Annotated in this window: 15 protein-coding genes; 9 read left to right on the top strand and 6 right to left on the bottom strand. The window is 58.1% G+C overall.

Features of this window, described 5'->3' with window-relative positions:
- The first annotated feature begins 1 nt into the window (after position 1).
- Positions 2-1,198: a glycosyltransferase family 2 protein gene (locus tag Mal15_RS30195; protein ID WP_167547136.1), complete on the top strand. Its 1,197-nt coding sequence runs from the start codon at positions 2-4 to the stop codon at positions 1,196-1,198.
- Between the two features lie 48 nt (positions 1,199-1,246).
- Positions 1,247-2,317, top strand: coding sequence for a hypothetical protein (locus Mal15_RS30190; protein WP_147871155.1), 1,071 nt, complete (start codon positions 1,247-1,249; stop codon positions 2,315-2,317).
- A 123-nt stretch (positions 2,318-2,440) separates the two neighbouring features.
- On the opposite strand, the gene Mal15_RS30185 is transcribed toward Mal15_RS30190, so the two are convergent.
- The 5 genes from Mal15_RS30185 to Mal15_RS30165 form a co-directional block, all read right to left on the bottom strand.
- Positions 2,441-3,343 (bottom strand): sugar transferase, encoded by a 903-nt coding sequence (locus Mal15_RS30185; RefSeq protein WP_147871154.1) that lies wholly within the window; start codon positions 3,341-3,343, stop codon positions 2,441-2,443.
- A complete protein-coding gene (locus Mal15_RS30180; RefSeq protein ID WP_147871153.1) occupies positions 3,340-5,694 on the bottom strand; it encodes a GumC family protein in 2,355 nt (784 codons plus the stop codon). Before Mal15_RS30180 ends, Mal15_RS30185 begins: the two co-directional genes overlap by 4 nt.
- Before the next feature lie 484 nt (positions 5,695-6,178).
- The gene (locus Mal15_RS30175; RefSeq protein WP_147871152.1) at positions 6,179-6,484 is read right to left on the bottom strand and encodes a hypothetical protein; all 306 of its coding nucleotides are present in this window, start codon (positions 6,482-6,484) and stop codon (positions 6,179-6,181) included.
- A 269-nt stretch (positions 6,485-6,753) separates the two neighbouring features.
- Positions 6,754-7,752, bottom strand: coding sequence for an SGNH/GDSL hydrolase family protein (locus Mal15_RS30170; protein WP_167547135.1), 999 nt, complete (start codon positions 7,750-7,752; stop codon positions 6,754-6,756).
- A 344-nt stretch (positions 7,753-8,096) separates the two neighbouring features.
- Positions 8,097-10,424: a GlmL/MutL family protein gene (locus Mal15_RS30165; RefSeq protein WP_147871150.1), complete on the bottom strand. Its 2,328-nt coding sequence runs from the start codon at positions 10,422-10,424 to the stop codon at positions 8,097-8,099.
- A 314-nt stretch (positions 10,425-10,738) separates the two neighbouring features.
- On the opposite strand from Mal15_RS30165, the gene Mal15_RS30160 reads away from it, so the two are divergent.
- On the top strand, positions 10,739-11,017 hold the full coding sequence (locus tag Mal15_RS30160; RefSeq protein ID WP_147871149.1) for a hypothetical protein: 279 nt from the start codon (positions 10,739-10,741) through the stop codon (positions 11,015-11,017).
- 591 nt (positions 11,018-11,608) lie between these two features.
- On the opposite strand, the gene Mal15_RS34300 is transcribed toward Mal15_RS30160, so the two are convergent.
- Positions 11,609-11,767, bottom strand: a complete 159-nt coding sequence (locus tag Mal15_RS34300; protein WP_167547133.1) for a hypothetical protein — start codon at positions 11,765-11,767, stop codon at positions 11,609-11,611.
- 57 nt (positions 11,768-11,824) lie between these two features.
- Between Mal15_RS34300 and Mal15_RS34960 the strand changes: the two genes are divergently transcribed.
- The 6 genes from Mal15_RS34960 (at position 11,825) to Mal15_RS30125 (ending at position 17,205) form a co-directional block, all read left to right on the top strand.
- Positions 11,825-11,950: a hypothetical protein gene (locus tag Mal15_RS34960; protein ID WP_261344542.1), complete on the top strand. Its 126-nt coding sequence runs from the start codon at positions 11,825-11,827 to the stop codon at positions 11,948-11,950.
- A gap of 52 nt (positions 11,951-12,002) precedes the next feature.
- The gene (locus tag Mal15_RS30155; protein WP_147871148.1) at positions 12,003-12,635 is read left to right on the top strand and encodes a phosphopantetheine-binding protein; all 633 of its coding nucleotides are present in this window, start codon (positions 12,003-12,005) and stop codon (positions 12,633-12,635) included.
- Between the two features lie 879 nt (positions 12,636-13,514).
- Positions 13,515-14,747 carry a hypothetical protein gene (locus Mal15_RS30145; RefSeq protein ID WP_147871146.1) on the top strand — a complete coding sequence of 411 codons (1,233 nt, stop codon included), beginning with the start codon at positions 13,515-13,517 and terminating at the stop codon, positions 14,745-14,747.
- A gap of 440 nt (positions 14,748-15,187) precedes the next feature.
- A complete protein-coding gene (locus Mal15_RS30135; RefSeq protein ID WP_167547132.1) occupies positions 15,188-15,628 on the top strand; it encodes a DUF4279 domain-containing protein in 441 nt (146 codons plus the stop codon).
- Between the two features lie 319 nt (positions 15,629-15,947).
- Complete coding sequence (locus tag Mal15_RS30130; protein ID WP_147871143.1) at positions 15,948-16,661, top strand: hypothetical protein; 714 nt, start codon at positions 15,948-15,950, stop codon at positions 16,659-16,661.
- A gap of 25 nt (positions 16,662-16,686) precedes the next feature.
- The gene (locus tag Mal15_RS30125; protein ID WP_147871142.1) at positions 16,687-17,205 is read left to right on the top strand and encodes a hypothetical protein; all 519 of its coding nucleotides are present in this window, start codon (positions 16,687-16,689) and stop codon (positions 17,203-17,205) included.
- Position 17,206 lies beyond the last annotated feature (1 nt).

Genomic DNA, 17,206 nt, shown 5'->3' with positions numbered 1-17,206 from the left:
CTTGTCGGGCTCCCTCGTGGGGCTGTTCTACGCCTACCTGGGTTACCCGCTTCTGATCGCCGTGCTGGCCCGTGTGTTCGGACGCGATGAATCCCCGGTCGCCGCGGCACGGCGCCAGGATTTGCCCGAAGTCACGGTGCTGATCGCGGCCCACAACGCCGCGAACTATCTGACCGAACGCATCGAAAACATTCTCGCGTGCGACTATCCGCCCGAGCGATTGAACATCCTGGTCGCCTCCGACGGAAGCACCGATCAAACCGGACGCGTCGTGTCGGAATTCAACGACAGCCGGATCAAGGTGATCTCATTCAAGACCCGCCGCGGCAAGGCGGCCACGTTGATCGACGCCGTCGGATCGGTCGCCAGCCCCGTGGTCATCTTTACCGATGCGACCACGCGGTTCGACAAGCATTCGGTGCGACGACTGGCGCGACATTTTGCGGACCGGCACGTCGGCTTGGTCGCCGGAAAGGTCACGATGATCGACGAGCACGGATCGGCCAGCGAATCGCTGTACTGGAAACTGGAAAACAAGATCCGTGCCTGCGAAGCACGCCTGGGAATCACGCTGGGGGCCAGCGGTGCGATCTATGCCATTTCGCGATCCATGTTCGTTGCCCCATCGCGTCCCACCATCAACGACGACATGGTGCTGCCGATGTTGGTCCGGATGACGCATCCGTGTCGGCTGGTGTTTGACCCGACGGCTCAAGCGTATTCATCCAGCACCGGTGGGATCCGGGCTGAGTTTTCACGTCGTCAACGCATCGGTCTGGGAGCGATGCAGTGCCTGGCGGTACTGCGTGGTTTGCTGCGTTGGAAGAATCGTGGCCAAGCGGCCGCCTTTGTCTCGCACAAGCTGCTCCGCTGGGCCGGCCCGTTCTTGTTGATCGCGGCTTTCGTCAGCAATCTCTGCCTGGCCACCACACCGATCTATCAGACGCTGGTGGTGCTGCAAGTGCTGGCCTATGTCGCGGCCGGCTACGGCGTCGTCGCTTCCGGTCGCAGCCTTGCGGCGCGATTGGCGCGTGCCGCGACGTCATTCGTGGTCATGAATGCCGCGATCGGCGTCGGGATTTGCCGCTGGTTGGCCGGTCATGATACAGTGATCTGGAACCCGACCCAGCGACCGAGTTGGAGCCACATCCCGGCGACATCTGAAATGGTTCCTACCACTGAAAAACGTGCGGCGTAACGTCCATTTGATCGCTTTCCCACCCACGACCGTCAAGGTTCCCCAGTGATGCTGATTCGGGGAATGGGGCCGTTGACGTTTGCCCGCGCTTACCGAGCCGGCAAGCGGCTGGTACCGCGGCCGACACACGTTTTCATCGCCGTCACCGACCACTTTGAACCCGAGCGTGACGGAGCGTCGCTGCAACGTCAACGGCAGCGCGTCGATCGCTGGCTGGCAGAATACCCCGCGTCGGTCGATGGATGCTGTGACTCGCGTGGCCGACCGCCGCAACACTCGTTTTTCTATCCCATCGAATGCTACAGCGCCGAGCATTTGGACAAACTCGCCAAACTGAAACATTCGGGCTATGGCGACGTGGAAGTGCATTTGCACCACGACGATGACAACGCCGACTCGCTGCGAGAATTGTTGTCCAAATCCGTTGAAACCATGCACACGCGCCACGGATTGTTGCACCAAGACGCCTCCGGCCGGATCCGCTACGGCTTCATTCACGGCAATTGGGCACTCGACAATTCACATCCCGATCGGTGCCACTGCGGCGTCAACAACGAGCTGACCGTTTTACGCGAAACGGGCTGCTACGCGGATTTTACGATGCCGGCCGCTCCCCACGCCGCACAAACACGAACGATCAACAGCATCTATGACGCCATCGACGATCCGCAGCGGTCCAAGTCCCACGATGTGGGCATACCGGTGACCGTCGGTAAGGAACGCCCGGCCGATGGGTTGCTGATGATCCAAGGCCCGTTGCTGGTCACCCACCGACGGGCGTGGCAAAAACCACGGATCGAAAACGGCAATGTCGCCGGGACCCAACCGCTGTCGCAATCCCGAATCGATGACTGGCTGAAAGCCCGCGTCGGTGTTGCCGGGCACCCCGCATGGCAATTCATCAAACTGCACACGCACGGTGCTTGGGAAGCCAACACCGACCAGTGGCTGGGCCCCCGGGCAACGGAATTTCATCGCCGCTTGCGACAAACGGCCGATCGGTACGGATTCCGGTACTACTACGTGACCGCGCGCGAAATGGCGGCGCTCGTCGAACAGGCCCGACGGGGATTAGGCGAACCCGATTTTGACGACCTGACGATCACGGCACAACCGTAGCGGAACTCGCCAAGAGTTTCGCCTCTCGCTCCCCCGTAGCGGAACTCGCGGAGAGTTTCAATCCCCTGCCGGCTCGCCGAAAGCCTTGGCGGCTTCCGCTACGGTCCGTCTGAGAACGAAATCTCAGGCCACGTTCTGCGTCAGCTCGATCACGGTTGCCTCCTCTGACTCCACGTCGCCCGATCGCGTGACGTCCACCGCGGCGGTCTCTCGCTGCGGATGCGATTTGGGTTTCGCCCTCAACTTGAAACACAACTGCCCCGCGATGTACGGCAGCGTCGACAGCAGCAGCTTCAGATCCTCGACCAGACTCGCAGTGCAAATGTAGTGCAGATCGCAAGCAACTTTTTGCGGGATACCGACGATCGACTCGTCATAGCCCAGCTTCAATTGTGCGAGCCCGGTGATTCCCGGACGCACCCGAGTCCGCTGTAAGTAGCCCGGCACTTCTTCGGACAGGGTGCGTACGAATTCGGGGCGTTCCGGACGCGGACCGACCAGACTCATGTCGCCCGCCAACACGTTGATGAACTGTGGCAATTCATCCAGATGGCAGCACCTCAACCAACGACCCAACCGGGTGACCCGCGAATCGTTGGGGCTGCTCCAAACCGGGCCGGTGTGCTTTTCCGCACCGGTTTTCATGGTGCGAAACTTCCAGATGCGAAAGTTTTTGCCGTTTTTTCCCACCCGCACCTGACGATAAAAAATCGGACGTCCGTCGCACACCAAGATGGCGATCGCAACGAACGCCATGATCGGAATCGCGACCGACATCAACAGCATCGTCATCACCAATTCGACGATCGTTTTGACGCGAAAGTAAGGTGTTGGAACCGCAGGCGATACCAGTGCGGCTTCGACTGCGGCCAGCCGGGTGACGGGCATATCGGGAGCCGCGGCGTCGGTGGTCGTAGCGCTGGACGGATTTGACACAGGAGGATGCGCCGGATGGACGATCCTGTCCGAGTCGGTCGCAAATGCCACCACGGATGCTGCGGGAGTGGTCAACGGTGCGTGCTTCATGAATGGGTCGCTTTGCCTGTGTGGTTCGTCACGTCGGGGGAGGTTTTCTGTTGATTCGATTCGTCTCCGTCCGCCTGAACGCGACGAATCTCTTCTTGCAACGCACCGATTTCCATCTGGAGTGCGGTTTCACTTTCGGTGCCGTCGGCAGCCAGTGATCGGTTCGGCAATACTGGCTTTTGATCGGGGTTTAGACGCAGCCCCGGCTTCCCGGTGCCCGGGTGCAGAATCGAACCGGACAGCGGGATTCCAGATTCAGCGGCCGACTGCTCGCACAACACCAGCTGGTTCCAGCGGCTGTGGTCGACGAACACTGCGATCACACTCGAATCGACTTCTTCGGCCAGCAACGCACCTTCGGCCGACCCCATGATCGATGGGCCGTTGATGATGATGGCGTCATAGTGTTGACGCATGGCGGCGACCACTGCGCGAAGCATTCGTGGATCGATCCAGGTTTGGTCGTCGGCCATGGTTCCGATCGGCAGGAAATCCACCGCCGATTGATTCGTCGCGATCAAACGTTCCGTGATCGCCTCGGCCGACAACGACTCGCTGCCGACGGACAGTTGGCGGATGCCGGGCGACTGTGCCGCCCCCAGTGCATGACTTAATTGAGACCGGTCGGTGTCGCAGTCGACCAACAGGGCGCGCCGCCCAAAGTTGCCCAACAGCATGACCAGCTCCTGCGAAATCAGGTGCCGCGGTTCATCGGCGATGCAGCTGCTGACCATCAGCGCGACGGGACGCGACGCGTCCTGATTCCGCAAAATGATCCTCGCGGCCGCTTCACGGACACCGCCGCTGACATGTTTTTGACGCCGTCCGAACCACGATTTCGGCTGCGATGCGGCGTAGGCATTGGTGCCAAAAACCGGAAACGCGGATCGGGAAATCAGGTCCCGTGCCGACCGCACGCGGCAGTCCCGCCATTCGAGGTAGCCGATCATGAACATCACCAACATCCATCCGCCCACCCCGCTGACCGCCGCGGCTCTCAATTGACGCGAATGATTGGCCTGCTCGGGCAGCGTCGCCAGAGACTGCAACGCAACCCGCGGCTGAGATTGGGATTCGATCCGAAATTCCTGCAGTGCCTTCCACAATCCGTCGGCCAGCCGGCTTTGGCGTTCGACGGCGTGACGTGACATGTCCAACGGCACGGCGGTCTTGGGCGTCGTGCGCGACACGACAGAATTGAGTTCCGTCATTCGCTCACGCAAGTACTCTTTCTCGCTGCGATTGAGTTCGATCTGTTGTTTGAGCTTGGCGAGCGATTGCTGGCGTTCCGATTGTGCCTGGATTTGCAACGTCTCGCTGATTTCAGCCCGTGTTCGATTGACCAGCTCTTCGAGTTCACCGGCATACAAGTCTCGCTGGTCGGTCAATCGCCGCATCTGGGGCGATTCGGCGCTGGCGGCGATCTTTTGCATCTGCTGACACTGCAGCTCCAGCCCCAGCAGTTGCTTGCGAGCGGCGATGATCTCGGCGTTCTGTCGCAGCAATTTTTCGACGACCTCATCGCTGACCGTGGACGGTCCGCCATGGTTGGCCTGGTACTCTTCCAGCTGGCTTTGCAATTGATTGCCCCTCAGCTGTGCCGCTTGCAACTGTTGGGCGTAATCCCGATAGGACTGGAACTGCATTTCGTCGCGAATCGTCAACGATTCCGAACTGTCCGAGCCCACCGACCGCGCAACGCTGTTCAGTTCGTCCCAGAGGGCGTCCAACTGGGCATCCGCAGCCGCGACGGCTTGTTCCAACTGGGTTTCACGAAGTCGGCGGTCCGAGGCGATCCGGTGCGTGATCTCGTCCAAATACGCCCGCGTGATTGCGTTGCAGTACGCTTGTGCCACTTGCGGGGATTCGTGATGAACGGTGATGCTGATCACCTCCGATCCCGACTGGGTCTCGACCCGCAGTAACCCATCCAGCCATTCGACTCGATCCCCCTCGGGGATCGCATCGGGCAGTTGGCGGACCTCTTCATCGTCAAACGCAGCCGACAGGACTTGGTGAGATCGTACCAGGGCGGCCTGGGAACGAAAGAACGCGATGTCTTCTGCCCTCGAGGTTTGCGGCGCAAACACCACGTTGGATTTTTCGCGGACTCGCACCAAAGCTTCCGCATGATAGTTCGGCCGGATCATCGTCCACGCGGCCAGCGCGAGTGACACCGCAAACACACTGCCCACGACGAAGGTCAACACGGCATGGTGCCGACACGCCAACATCAGGTCGCTGAACTCCGGAATTCCGCGATGAAACGATTTCCCGATCGCGCTGTGCATCGTCGGCGGTTGGCCAGGGGCGGTTACCGAGCGGCAACCGGTGTCGGAAGGAATTGACATAGAGTTTGGTTGCTCGCTCGTGCCGAAATTCTGCGGCCTCCAGCCGCCGCGTCTTGAAGACAATCAAAACGCCTGCGACGACTGAATGGTTGGTGGCTCGGACCCCCGACGGATTTTCGTCATCCCCGGACGGACTTGTGAGACAAACACGCATGCCCCGCACAGGGACAGCAATCGGGCGAACTTAAGCCAACGGGATCGCTGACGCGTTCGACAAACTGATCGCCAACCTGCCCAACAGCCGCGCCGACGTGAGGTTCAACCGACAAACCTAAGATCCCGGTGAACTTGCGAATCTTCCTGTGGCGGAAAAGGGGACAGCGACCAAAACTGCGAAGCACCCTTCGTCCAATCGGTTTTGCGTACCTGACCCGAGTGACACGGGCATCAACGCTGGTGTCTAGCCTTTAGGCGATTCCCCCTCGCTGCTTTGCAGCGACAGTGGACGGCCAATGCCTCCACACCAACACGTATGCCCGCCCGATCAAGCGAGCGCCCGCATCAGGCTGAACAGCGGCAGCCCGAACCCGATCGCCATCACCAGAATCACAACGAGTGCCAGAACCAACGCCCGCCATCCGATCCGGCGACGCGACTCGATCGACGCCACGGTCAACCGTCGCAGCACCAGACCGACCGCGATCATCACAAACAGGATGCTGACGGCGGGGTGAAGCAGCAGACGTGTCACCCAAGGCAATTCCAGCTCGAAGTCCGCGAACAACGAAAACAGGATCGGCCGCAGCACGATCATCTTGATCGCCAACCCGCACCACAGCAGACAAGCCAACAGGTAGATGATCGATCCACGTTCAGGGCGAGCCTCTGTCGCACCTGGGTCCGATCTACCCGCCTCCGGTCCACCGGGCGGGCGAAATGGATTGCTCTGCCGGCTCGGCTCGTCGGATGGACGGTGTGTCATAATTCACCCCGCGCGGAGCGTGTCGGTGCCCCGCAACTCACTCGCCGGCTGACGGGGCCGACGGGGTATCGGGATTCGAGGAAGCTTTGAGCGAGAATAGTTTATCGATCCAGCTCCCTGGAAAACACTCCGACGACTTACACGCGGAGCACGAATAGACGACGTCGTACCAAAATAATGTATATCAAAGCGACGGGTATCCAGATCGCCGCGCTTGCCGGTTCCGGCACGGGCCGCACCAACGCCGCCGCTCGCTCACCGATCAGGCTCTGTACCGCCGCTGTCGGATGCACTCCGTCCCACCACAGGTATTCGTCTGGGTTGCCGACAACGTCGTAGGGAAAAATCGGTATGCTCGTGGAGAGTTCGACGTGGAGGGCAGGGTCAACAGTGTTGGTGAATCCGAACGCAGCGGGATCGGAGCTGACCTCCTCAAACAATCCCGCCACGTCCAACTCATGAATGGTCACGTCCAGGTCCGTACGCAGCGTGCCGATTTCTGTCGCAAGTGTCGTATTGAAAGCATGAGAAAATGCCGTTGCGGAGGCAGCCGTCGGCGTGCCCGCAAGCGACGGCGTCAGGCTGAGTGGGATGAGGTTTGCGACGAGAAACTCACGAGCCCCCGCTCCGGCAAGCAACTGGATCTGGTCGGATAGGTTGGATACGGCGAGGCCAGGATCGAATTGACCGAAGAAAAAGTCATTCGCACCGCCCCATAGGGCAAAGATGTCATCGGGTGGGGCCACGCCAGCGTTGGACGAAAGGTAGAGACCGACCTGCTCGGACATGCTAGGGACTCCGAACGGCGACGAAACCTGCGTCCCGGTCATCGCCCCGATGAACGCATAATTCGTCCCACCAATTAGGGCTGGTCCAGGCGGCGTTTCGCCCAGACGGCTCGCCAACACGTCAACCCACAGCACCCCGTTGCTTGCCACCCCGCTCGCAAAGGGCGGCGAAGGAAACCGGCTGCCCGGAGCGTGGGCAAATGCCGCGCCGCCACTTGCAGCGAACACATTCCCGGTGTCCGACAGGCTGTCCCCGAAGACAACGACGCCGGCTTGGACACACTGCGGGGCGGTCACTCCCACCGACAAGGCCAGCACCAGGATCGTCGCAAGTGGTCTGGCCGCCAACTTTCGTGGAACGATAGAAAACGCTGGTCTCCGCATCGCGATAGCCTCAGGTGTCTTAAGGGGCATTCGTAAAGCTCAAGATTCATTCAACGGAGAGGACGCCGGCTGACACTCAAGTGACGCGTGCCCCGCTAAACCAGACAACGGAGGCTGGCGAACCGACCGCGGCATTTGAAAATCAATCGCCCCTTTTTCTGGTCGCTGACGACACCCAGATTTTCTTGCCTCGCTGGCACGGATTTCAGAAAGCCTTGGCAGATCATTAGGCGAAGCTTTGCTCGACGCCGACCTCGGAGAGGACGGCGACTGTCAAAATCAATCGAATCGTACGCCGCAGTCGACAACTAGTGCATCACGCTCTGGTCGGCCTCACGCAAAAACCAACGCGCATGGCCGAGACGCCTGAGCGGTTCCCAGCCGCCGTCGGTCCAGAGGTCGCGTTCCTTCTTGAAGTACCAGGGCATCGCCGGACCTTCGGTCGCATGACGCTGCAGCATCTCGTACGCTTGAAACGGCTCGCCCTGTCGTCGTAAGTACCGCACCAACGTCAGGACGAAACGATGGTCGGTGATGTCGACCATCCCGCACAGCTGGGCAAAGGCCGATTCGTACGCGCGATCCTGCGCTTCGGGGTCTCGGACCGGATGATCGACCACGACATCGGGAAGCTCACGGTAGCCGATCGCACGGACCTTGCGATACACGGCGTCCACCGCCCAGGCATACCACCGAATCGCGTCCGGCGTCGTCGGCACGTCGATGTTCGAGTCCTCGTTCATCCTCGTTTGCGCAACGATCTGGTCGGGATCAACCGGTGCCGGCAATCCACCCAGCTCTTTCTCGCAGCGTCGTAAAACTTGGTCCGCCGCCGCGATCACACGATCCAGATGCCGCTTGCGAAGCGACGGCTGATCGAGTGCCAGTAGGTGAGATCGCCACGCGTCGATGTCGGCCGCAGCGTCCTCGGGCTCTCCGTGTCGCTGCAGGACTTCCCCCGGTGTCGCCCCGGAAACGACACGCTGCTGCAACGATTCCTCCGCCGCGTCATGGTCGTAGTACCACAGCCAATCTCGCCGGCCCGGCGTCGGACTCCGGCGATCACTGTCACCACCCACCGATTCAACCAACTGCGGCGGGGCAACATCGACAGACGAGCCGGCGACAGCTTGCAAAAGAATCCAGGCGGGCTGATGTGTCGCAAGTCCCGGTTCTCCCATCCGCCTGCTGCGTCGATCCAGCCATCCGGATTCCAAAAACGTCCACGACTGCAAACGACGATCATCCCAGCGCGGCACGGTAGCGTCGGTTGCCTGAAACAATCGCCCAGCGTCAGCGGATCCGTCGCCAGCCGCCCCGCGATACCACCAGGATCGCACCAATGGCCCGCGATCCAACAAAGGACGCGCGTTACGCAGCACGACCTCCGGCACATCTGCCTCCGGCACCCGCGGCAACGAAACGCATCGCATCGTCGCCGGCGGCGCGACCGCCTCCGGTCGCGCCAATGCCTCAGCCGCCACTTCGTTTTGATCGGTGTCGGGCAACGGGAGAGGACGACGAAGCATCGCGTTGACCCTCCGCTCAAACGCGACACCCTCATCTAACCGAGGATCGACGGCGTCGGATCCCGCGGCCCGGGATGGCTGAACCCAATGGTCTGGCGAAACCGTCGTCCGCTTGTTCACCATCACCGGAATACCACATCGATGCGACAGTTCGGCAATCAACGGAGTCATCTCCGCCGCATCTCGGTTTGCCGCAATCACGTCGATCAAGACCACGTCGCAGCCGATCTCCTTGGCTGCCTGCATCGACGCCGCCATGTCTGCCGGCATCCAACCGGCGACGTCCAGCCAAATCAGTTCATACTCCGCTGAGTGATGCGCGGGATTCAGCAAGGCTGCCAGCGGTGATCGGCCCCAGTCACCTGTGCGGTCTTGTGCCGTGCCCGTGATCGTCCACAGGCGAAGCTGAATGTGATCCATCGATTGACGGTCAACCGTGTGGTCGGTCGATTGCGCGAGCTGCATCATCACGATCCAGTCGTCATGTCGGAACAACTTCGCTTGATCAAACTCATCCGCCGGGACGACAAACAATTCCTTGCCGTCCAGTTTCAGGTCGGCATCCCAGTCGCAAGCCACGTGCAGCGTCCCCCGCGGATCGATCATCGCGATCACGTCATTGGGATAGTTCGATTCAATGATCGGTCGGAGCGACGCCCACGACGATGGAGCTTGCCCGATCTGCTCGGCACGTTTCTCGGATTCGGGGCGGTCCGGCCCACACGCAACGCCTCGATAGAGTGTGCTTTCCGGTCCCAGCGTCCACGCATCGGGAAGCCGCACGTTGCGACCACAGACGGCTTCGACCGTCCGGTCCGAAATCGAAATTTGCTGCGGTTGGCAAGCCGCCAGATGAATCGAATTTCCGAGCGTCCCGGAAACATCCACCCCAGCAAGACGTTGCTGCAGCGATTCGAACTGCTCGACCGGAACCCCGGTTCCGTCGATCGGGCCGATCACCCCGACACGCGGCCGCTGGGCACGTCCGGGTTCCGCCGCGACTCCCGCGGCCAAGACCAATGCGCAAAGGAAAAAGAGTGGCAATGGGAAACGACGAATCATGAAGTATGCCTGACCGGGAAAACTGAATCGGATCATCTGGTTCATTCTATTGAAACAACAACCTCCCGAAAGTTGTCGTGAAATCTGGCCCCGGCACGGGACCAATCCCGCCCGATCGAGGTGCCGTCGTCGATGTCGACGCGATCCAAAAACGACTGAATCGCCGTGTTTGTGGGCCGTTTCGCCTGGAGATCTCAAGAATCGCGAAAAAGTTTTAGGGGGGCGATGGGGAATCTCGCAGGTACGTGTGAACCAAGAAATCGGCTGGCGAGATTCGCTCCACAGCCCTTCTCCGAACGATCCCCCGCCTCGCAGGAAACAACAACAGTCAAGCTCGCGCGGTCGCCAGAAACGGAAGCGTGTCACGGGCCTACGCCTCCGGCGGCAGCGTCGCCAAATCGTACGCCGTCAACGGCAGTCGGTCCTCGGCGATGGCCCGTTCGGGCAGCACGGCGATCAGTTTTGCGGAATACGGCAGCTACGCCAACGCGGCGGCCAGCAACCAATCCGCTGCGGAAGCCGTCGCGATCGACGGAAGCATCGCCGAAGCCTTTGCCGGAAACAACTTCGCCGATTCACCGTTGACGGAAAACACGGGCCTGACCCTGGCAGGCCTGGACGTCAGCGGCAGCCTGTAAGAAAAGGACGGCATTGGTCCCATTGCACGATCGCTGCCACACCAGCGAGGAATGGCAAAACGATGGGGGCAAAACGATAGAAAGAAAGACTTTTCGGTAACCTGACGACACGCCGCAGCCGGATCATTCTGTCCCGAATCATCCTGCCAATCTCTCCCCATCATCGTCTTGCCACCATCGTTTTGCCGCTTGTTCGATCATCCCAAGACGATCTCTTCATGATCCGGCGTCGGCCACCGGAGCATGGATTTTGTCATGTGTCAGCGAGGAGGTGAATCTGACCGCCGTGGTGAAGGCGAGTTCGCTTCGAGCTAGCGGTCGATGCAGCCGCCTGCACCATACCATCGCGGTTTTTGTGATCGGTGTGATCGTACGCTTTTTATTCTGGCTCCCTTCTCCCCCGCAAAGCCGGGGGAGAAGGGTGCCAGGGTAGGTGCGCGATGCCAGCGGGACGCGTGAGCGACCGGCGCGTGACGGAATGCTTGGTGCGCGGGCGGACTCGGGCCACTAGCTTACGCTGCGTGCTGGCATGCCAGCGGGAAGCGTGAGCGAGCGGCATATGGGAAAGCGAAATCGTCTGAAACGCTTCACTCAATTCGGCAGAAAGTACATCGCAATCGTCTTGAGAATCCATAGCCCAATGACCACCGCTCCCGCGATCAGCATCGTCCACTCCCAGTCCGTGATCTTTCGCGGCGGTGGCCCTGTGGTCGAGTCGTTAATTTCGGTTGGTGGCGTGTAGGGGTTCATGGTGCACCCCCAGTCTATCACAGCGCCGGCTCCCTCACGCACCTGTACCCGACTCGCATGCCACTCAAACGCCTGCAGGACATTCCAACGCACAATGCGCTGGCAGTGACGCAACTCAACATTTTGGAGGACGAAACCGCAATCAACGGATCTCACAGCCCATTGGAACCGGTCATGGGCTAGACTAAATATCCGGCGCTCGCGCCGGAGAATTACTAGTTCTGCCACAGGATCTATGAAACAACTTGTCGTCGCGATTTACTGTGTTCTCATCATCGGTTGCGGACAACGCGGAGCAGTTGTTCGTCACAAAACCGAAACGCCTATGCTCAACGAGATCAAGTCCGTAATCGCGTCGCACCTCGACATGTCGGCCGATGAAATTGCGTCCAACGCCACGTTTGCGGAGCTAGGCGCCGATGACCTTGACCTTGTAGAAATCACAATGGATGTCGAAGATCAATTGAATCTAGTCATTCGAGATGATGCCCTTATAGCAAAAACGGGTTCGGCTTCGGCAAATGATCTTTGTAGACGACTGACTGTTCAGGGATTTGCCGAGGTTGCCTCCGCCGCGCCACCTCCAGTTGCACCGGACGCTCCTCATCCAGATGCGCCTGAGAGTGGAGTGCTTCGAGAATCGCAGGTAGGCACTTACGAACAGTTGATCGCGTTGCCAAATCCAGACAATCTCGAACTGGTGTTCATTCCAAACTTCGATGATGTTCGCCGATTCATGGAAGAGGAGGCAGGGCGGGCACTGGCGGATAATGAGATCGATGTGATTCGCGCATCGTCGGTGGTGATTGCCTTGACTCCCGAGATGGCTGCTAAAATGCGTCAACGCGATTCGGATTCGCAGCCATGAGTAAGAACCGAAAGGCAGAACCATGGGTTGCAACGGAGGGCGGGAGTCACGTTTTTTTGTCGGCTTGCAAGTCGCTCGCCCGTCCCGCGTGATTTCAGCCGTTACCCGACGGAACCGGTCAGGGTCCTGCGTTTAGAGGCATCAATGCAGCACGTTCACCCGAACTTAATCTTCTTCACGATTTACACGCTTTTTGCATGCTTGTCGCTGCCAGTCCTCGAATTGATTCCACCCAAGGGAATAGTACATCCCTGGGAGTGGGTCTTTCTTCCGTTTACCTTATTTCCCTGCGTATCGATCTTCGGCAATCGATTAGACCGGGTCGAAGCTGCATATCCCTATCTCGTTGTGGCCGGAACCACCGCGATCGCCCTCTGGTTTCTTTCCCGCCTCGCTACTTGGGCCTTCGTCAATTTCAATAGCGGGTAACCATGTCGTGAACCGGAGGCCGCGATCCGGCGTTTCACGAGATCAATGTCAATTGCGCGGCCCCGGTCACGACTGACGTTGGACGGCGCGAGTTTGGCGATGAATTGGTAATGAAATCAACTGGTGACAAACTTAGGATCTGAATACGTCATGCTGGACCTCCTAAAGCATGTCGGTGATTGCGGGGCGACAACGAACCTCAGGTTCAAGCAGGATCGATGCAGGATTGCAACTCCAATGTACTCCGCTACATGCGGCGATACCCTCGCGCCGCCCAACAACGCGTTGCAGTGGACGTGCTAGTTGGCCGCGTGGTTGCGAGATGTGCTAGAATCACGTTCGAGTGGTGAATCAAAGAGGCTTGGCACTTCGCCGCACGCCACTGAACGCTCCCGTTCGCCGAAGTCGAGAAATCCGGACGTCAACTTGCAATTTGAGCGATACTTGCACATGACGCGTATTGTGCCGACTACGGAACTGTCACAATTGATTCTTAGTTCAATCGAGAAGTGTTGGGCTGACCTTACTTCACGTGTTGATTCACCGGTTTATGGTTTCTCATTGATCGCGATTGCTGATAGTCCTCGAATTTTCTGTGCAATTGGCGCGTCAGCCTCGACAGAAAAGGGATTCAGCGACAGGAAGAATGAAGCGTTGGAAGACCCTTCTCGATTCGCACTTGCACGCACGATGGGCGTTTCAGTTGACGAACTGATTCAAAGTGCTGAACGCTGGGATCCATTGAGATGGGAGCACCAGTATCTGTGTGGCAGCTACAAAAAGCCGACGGGATTCTTTAAAGAGCCAGAAATATGGGTCCGAGACAAAGAGCGATCGCTACATCACGATCATCATTCTTATCGGAAGTCCGAACTTACGCCAGAAACTCAACGTCAACTGAAGGTGGAAGTGTTCGCGGCAATGACAATCGCTCTCCAGCGATTTTTACCATCAGTTGCTCTTGACTCGGATTCATCGACGATTGTTTGGCTTTGCACCTATCCCATGTCAAATGATTCTGAATGGCTGGAGCGCGAGTCGGCAAGATTCTTGAATCCGAAAACACGCTATGATCAATTTGCTGCGGAACGCGGCTACATGGATGCCTCGAAGAACAGTTCCGCCAGTAGCCTCTTCCGCGAAATCCTCTCAGAACATGCGGGTTATATGATCGAACCCGGAGAGGAGTCGCAGCATCGGAATCCGGCTCGAATTGCAGAAGACAAAGAAACGGAGAAGCGGACGCTACTGATCCGCGAGATCATGCGTCAATACGATCTCGAAGAATTTGAAACATTGCCTTTGGTCCGTTTTGAACAATTCTTCGATGACAACTTCGACGAGCAGTCCATAGCGGCAAACGCTGTATGGAAGGAGATTCCCAACCTCGATGGGATATTTGCTGAACTCAGGCGAATCTCCGAACTTCCAACTGTTGCAGACGTTTACGTAACAATTCATGAGTGCCCGGAAGAGGACGATGAAGAAGACTTGAATATTTGGCCGCAGGCCGAAGGATTGGTTGTTATTACCACGCTTGGACGGGAATCGCTTCAATCAGAACTTTCGGCGCTGAAACCAGATTTTTGTTACGAGGGGTGGGCGTATGATGGGCACGAGGCAACGCGTCCGGTTCCTGAGCTCGAAGAAGGGTATTGGGCGTACACAATCGGATGGGATTGATTCCCGGCGAACCATGCGATGAACCGAAGTCGCGGAGTCGTCGTTTTCGACAATGGAAAATCATTCGCCGCGACTCGGTTATCGCGGTCGTTGGGCGGCGCGAATTTGGCAATCAATTGGTAAAGAAATCAACGGGTGACAAACTTAGGATCTGAATAGGTCATGCTGGACCTCCTTAAGCATGTCGGTGATTGCGGGGCGACAACGAACCTCAGGTTCAAGCAGGATTGTTGCGGGATTGCAACTCCGATTGACTCCGCTACATCCGGCGATAGCCTCGCGCCGCCCAACAACGCGTTGCAGTGGACGTGCTAGTTAGCCGCGTGGTTGCGAGATGTGCTAGAATCACCTTCTAGTGGTGAATAAAGAGGCTTGGCACTTCGCCGCACGCCACTGAACGCTCCCGTTCTGTGCATATGAATGATTCATCCGGACCGAAGATGTTTCGCACGCTACGTGGATTTCTCGACGGCGATGAATCCGACGAGGAAAACTATTTCCACTTCAGCGCCACACTGCGCATCCATGGCATGGACATCCCATTTGACGAAATCACTGAGCAGCTTGGCGTTAAACCAACGATGCATCGACGCAAGGGCGAACGCCGTGAGCCTCGCTCTCCGCAATTCAAAGATGACGCATGGCATTACGAGCCTGACTTGTCAGAAACTGAACCGCTCGAAGCCCACATCGAAGGGCTCATGAACGTGGTTCGTCCGAATCTCAACTATCTCAAATCACTGAAATCGCGATTCAAGATTGACGTATTCTGCAGTTACCGCTCCAACTGCGATCACGCTGGTTTCGAGATACCACACACGGCGCTGGAGTTGTTCAAGACACTAGAGATTCCGTTCGCTGTTTCCGTCATCGTCGCGTAAAGTACGGCACAGAACCATGCCGTGAACCGGAGCGGCGAATTCGGGCGGTTATGAAATGGACAATCTTTCGTCGCCGCCCGGTTACGGCGGACGTTAGACGGCGCGAGTTTGGCGATGAATTGGTAAAGAAATCAACTGGTGACAAACTTAGGATCTGAAGTAGGTCATGCTGGACCTCCTAAAGTATGTCGGTGATTGCGGGGCGACCACGAACCTCAGGTTTAAGCAGGATCGTTGCAGGATTGCAACTCCGGTTGACTCCGCTACATGCGGCGATACCCTCGCGCCGCACAGCAACGCGTTGCAGTGGACGCGCTAGTTGGCCGCGTGGTTGCGAGATGTGCTAGAATCACGTTCGAGTGGTGAATCAAAGAGGCTTGGCACTTCGCCGCACGCCACTGAACGCTCCCGTTCTGTGCAAGACATGAAAACACTCGCCCCATTTGCTGTCGGCTTGGTGATTCTCGTTGGTTGCGACTTTCGCTCGTCATCCGGCGACGCCTGGGATGGCAAAACAGTCGCACTTTTGAATCATGCAACGCTTTTCGCAGCGGAACAGGACGTCACCGCAGATTTGATCGATGATGGGGAAAGGGCATGGCGACCGTGTGACATCGCGAAGGATGAATTTGGCGCAATTGTCCAATACGACAAGGTCGGAACATTCGAGGAACTGCGATCGCGACTAAACACCGAGTACCCAAGTCACGAAACCGCCAACTTTGCCAACGATCCCGACATGGGGATTTGGCGGATTGACGATCCGGGATTCACAATCCAACTTTCACAGGATGACGAGGAGGATGTGTATACCGCGATTTACCTTAGATTCGTCGATCCAACTACAATGGCTGACGCGATTGAAAACGTCGCAACCGACAATCCTGACCTCGTGAACGACTTCAATTGGCAGGGCTTTGCGGATGGCTTGCGCGCGAGCGAGAGGAGCACAGAACAATCCGATGTACCCGAGTCCGCGAGTCGGGGCGATTCGAAAATGGAAGATCAACCGCGCGGACCGGGTGATCGGTAACGTTCGCCACACAGAGAGATTCCGAATGCGATTTATTGCGTTTGCCTTTTGTCTGGCCCTGTTGCTTCGATGCGTGTGTGCCGCTGAGTTCAGAGTTGACCGCGATGTTTTCGTTGTCAAACCGTCCATTTTAGAAAAGACTCCCAAATGGGATCCATCAACCGAAGATATCCCACTGAACGCCGCACAGGCCATGAAGTTGGGGTGCGCGTATCATGACTCGCGAGAGATTGGGCTATTCAAATGGGAACTATCCGGATGCACGTTGGTTCGAGAACAAAATCGCAGATGGTATTGGGTGGTTCAATTCCGCGGCAAATTTGCTCCTAGCGAGATGATGCCGAAAATGCGCAACCCGCCTATTGCGATCTCGTATGGCGGACCAAAAACACTGTATCATCGCGTACCGGTGTTGATGAATGGTAAGCTCGCGCCAAGAAACGCTGGCACAATTGATCCTGATCGACTTCCCGCGGCAGTGAGAAAAACTGAGGACGTTGGCGAACCACGCGATGAACCGAAGACGCGGAGTCGCCATTTCTGAC

The organism is Stieleria maiorica (assembly GCF_008035925.1).
In the GTDB taxonomy this organism is placed as follows: domain Bacteria; phylum Planctomycetota; class Planctomycetia; order Pirellulales; family Pirellulaceae; genus Stieleria; species Stieleria maiorica.
The sequence above is the reverse complement of the archived record's forward strand: the minus strand, read 5'-3'. Positions and strand labels throughout refer to the sequence as shown.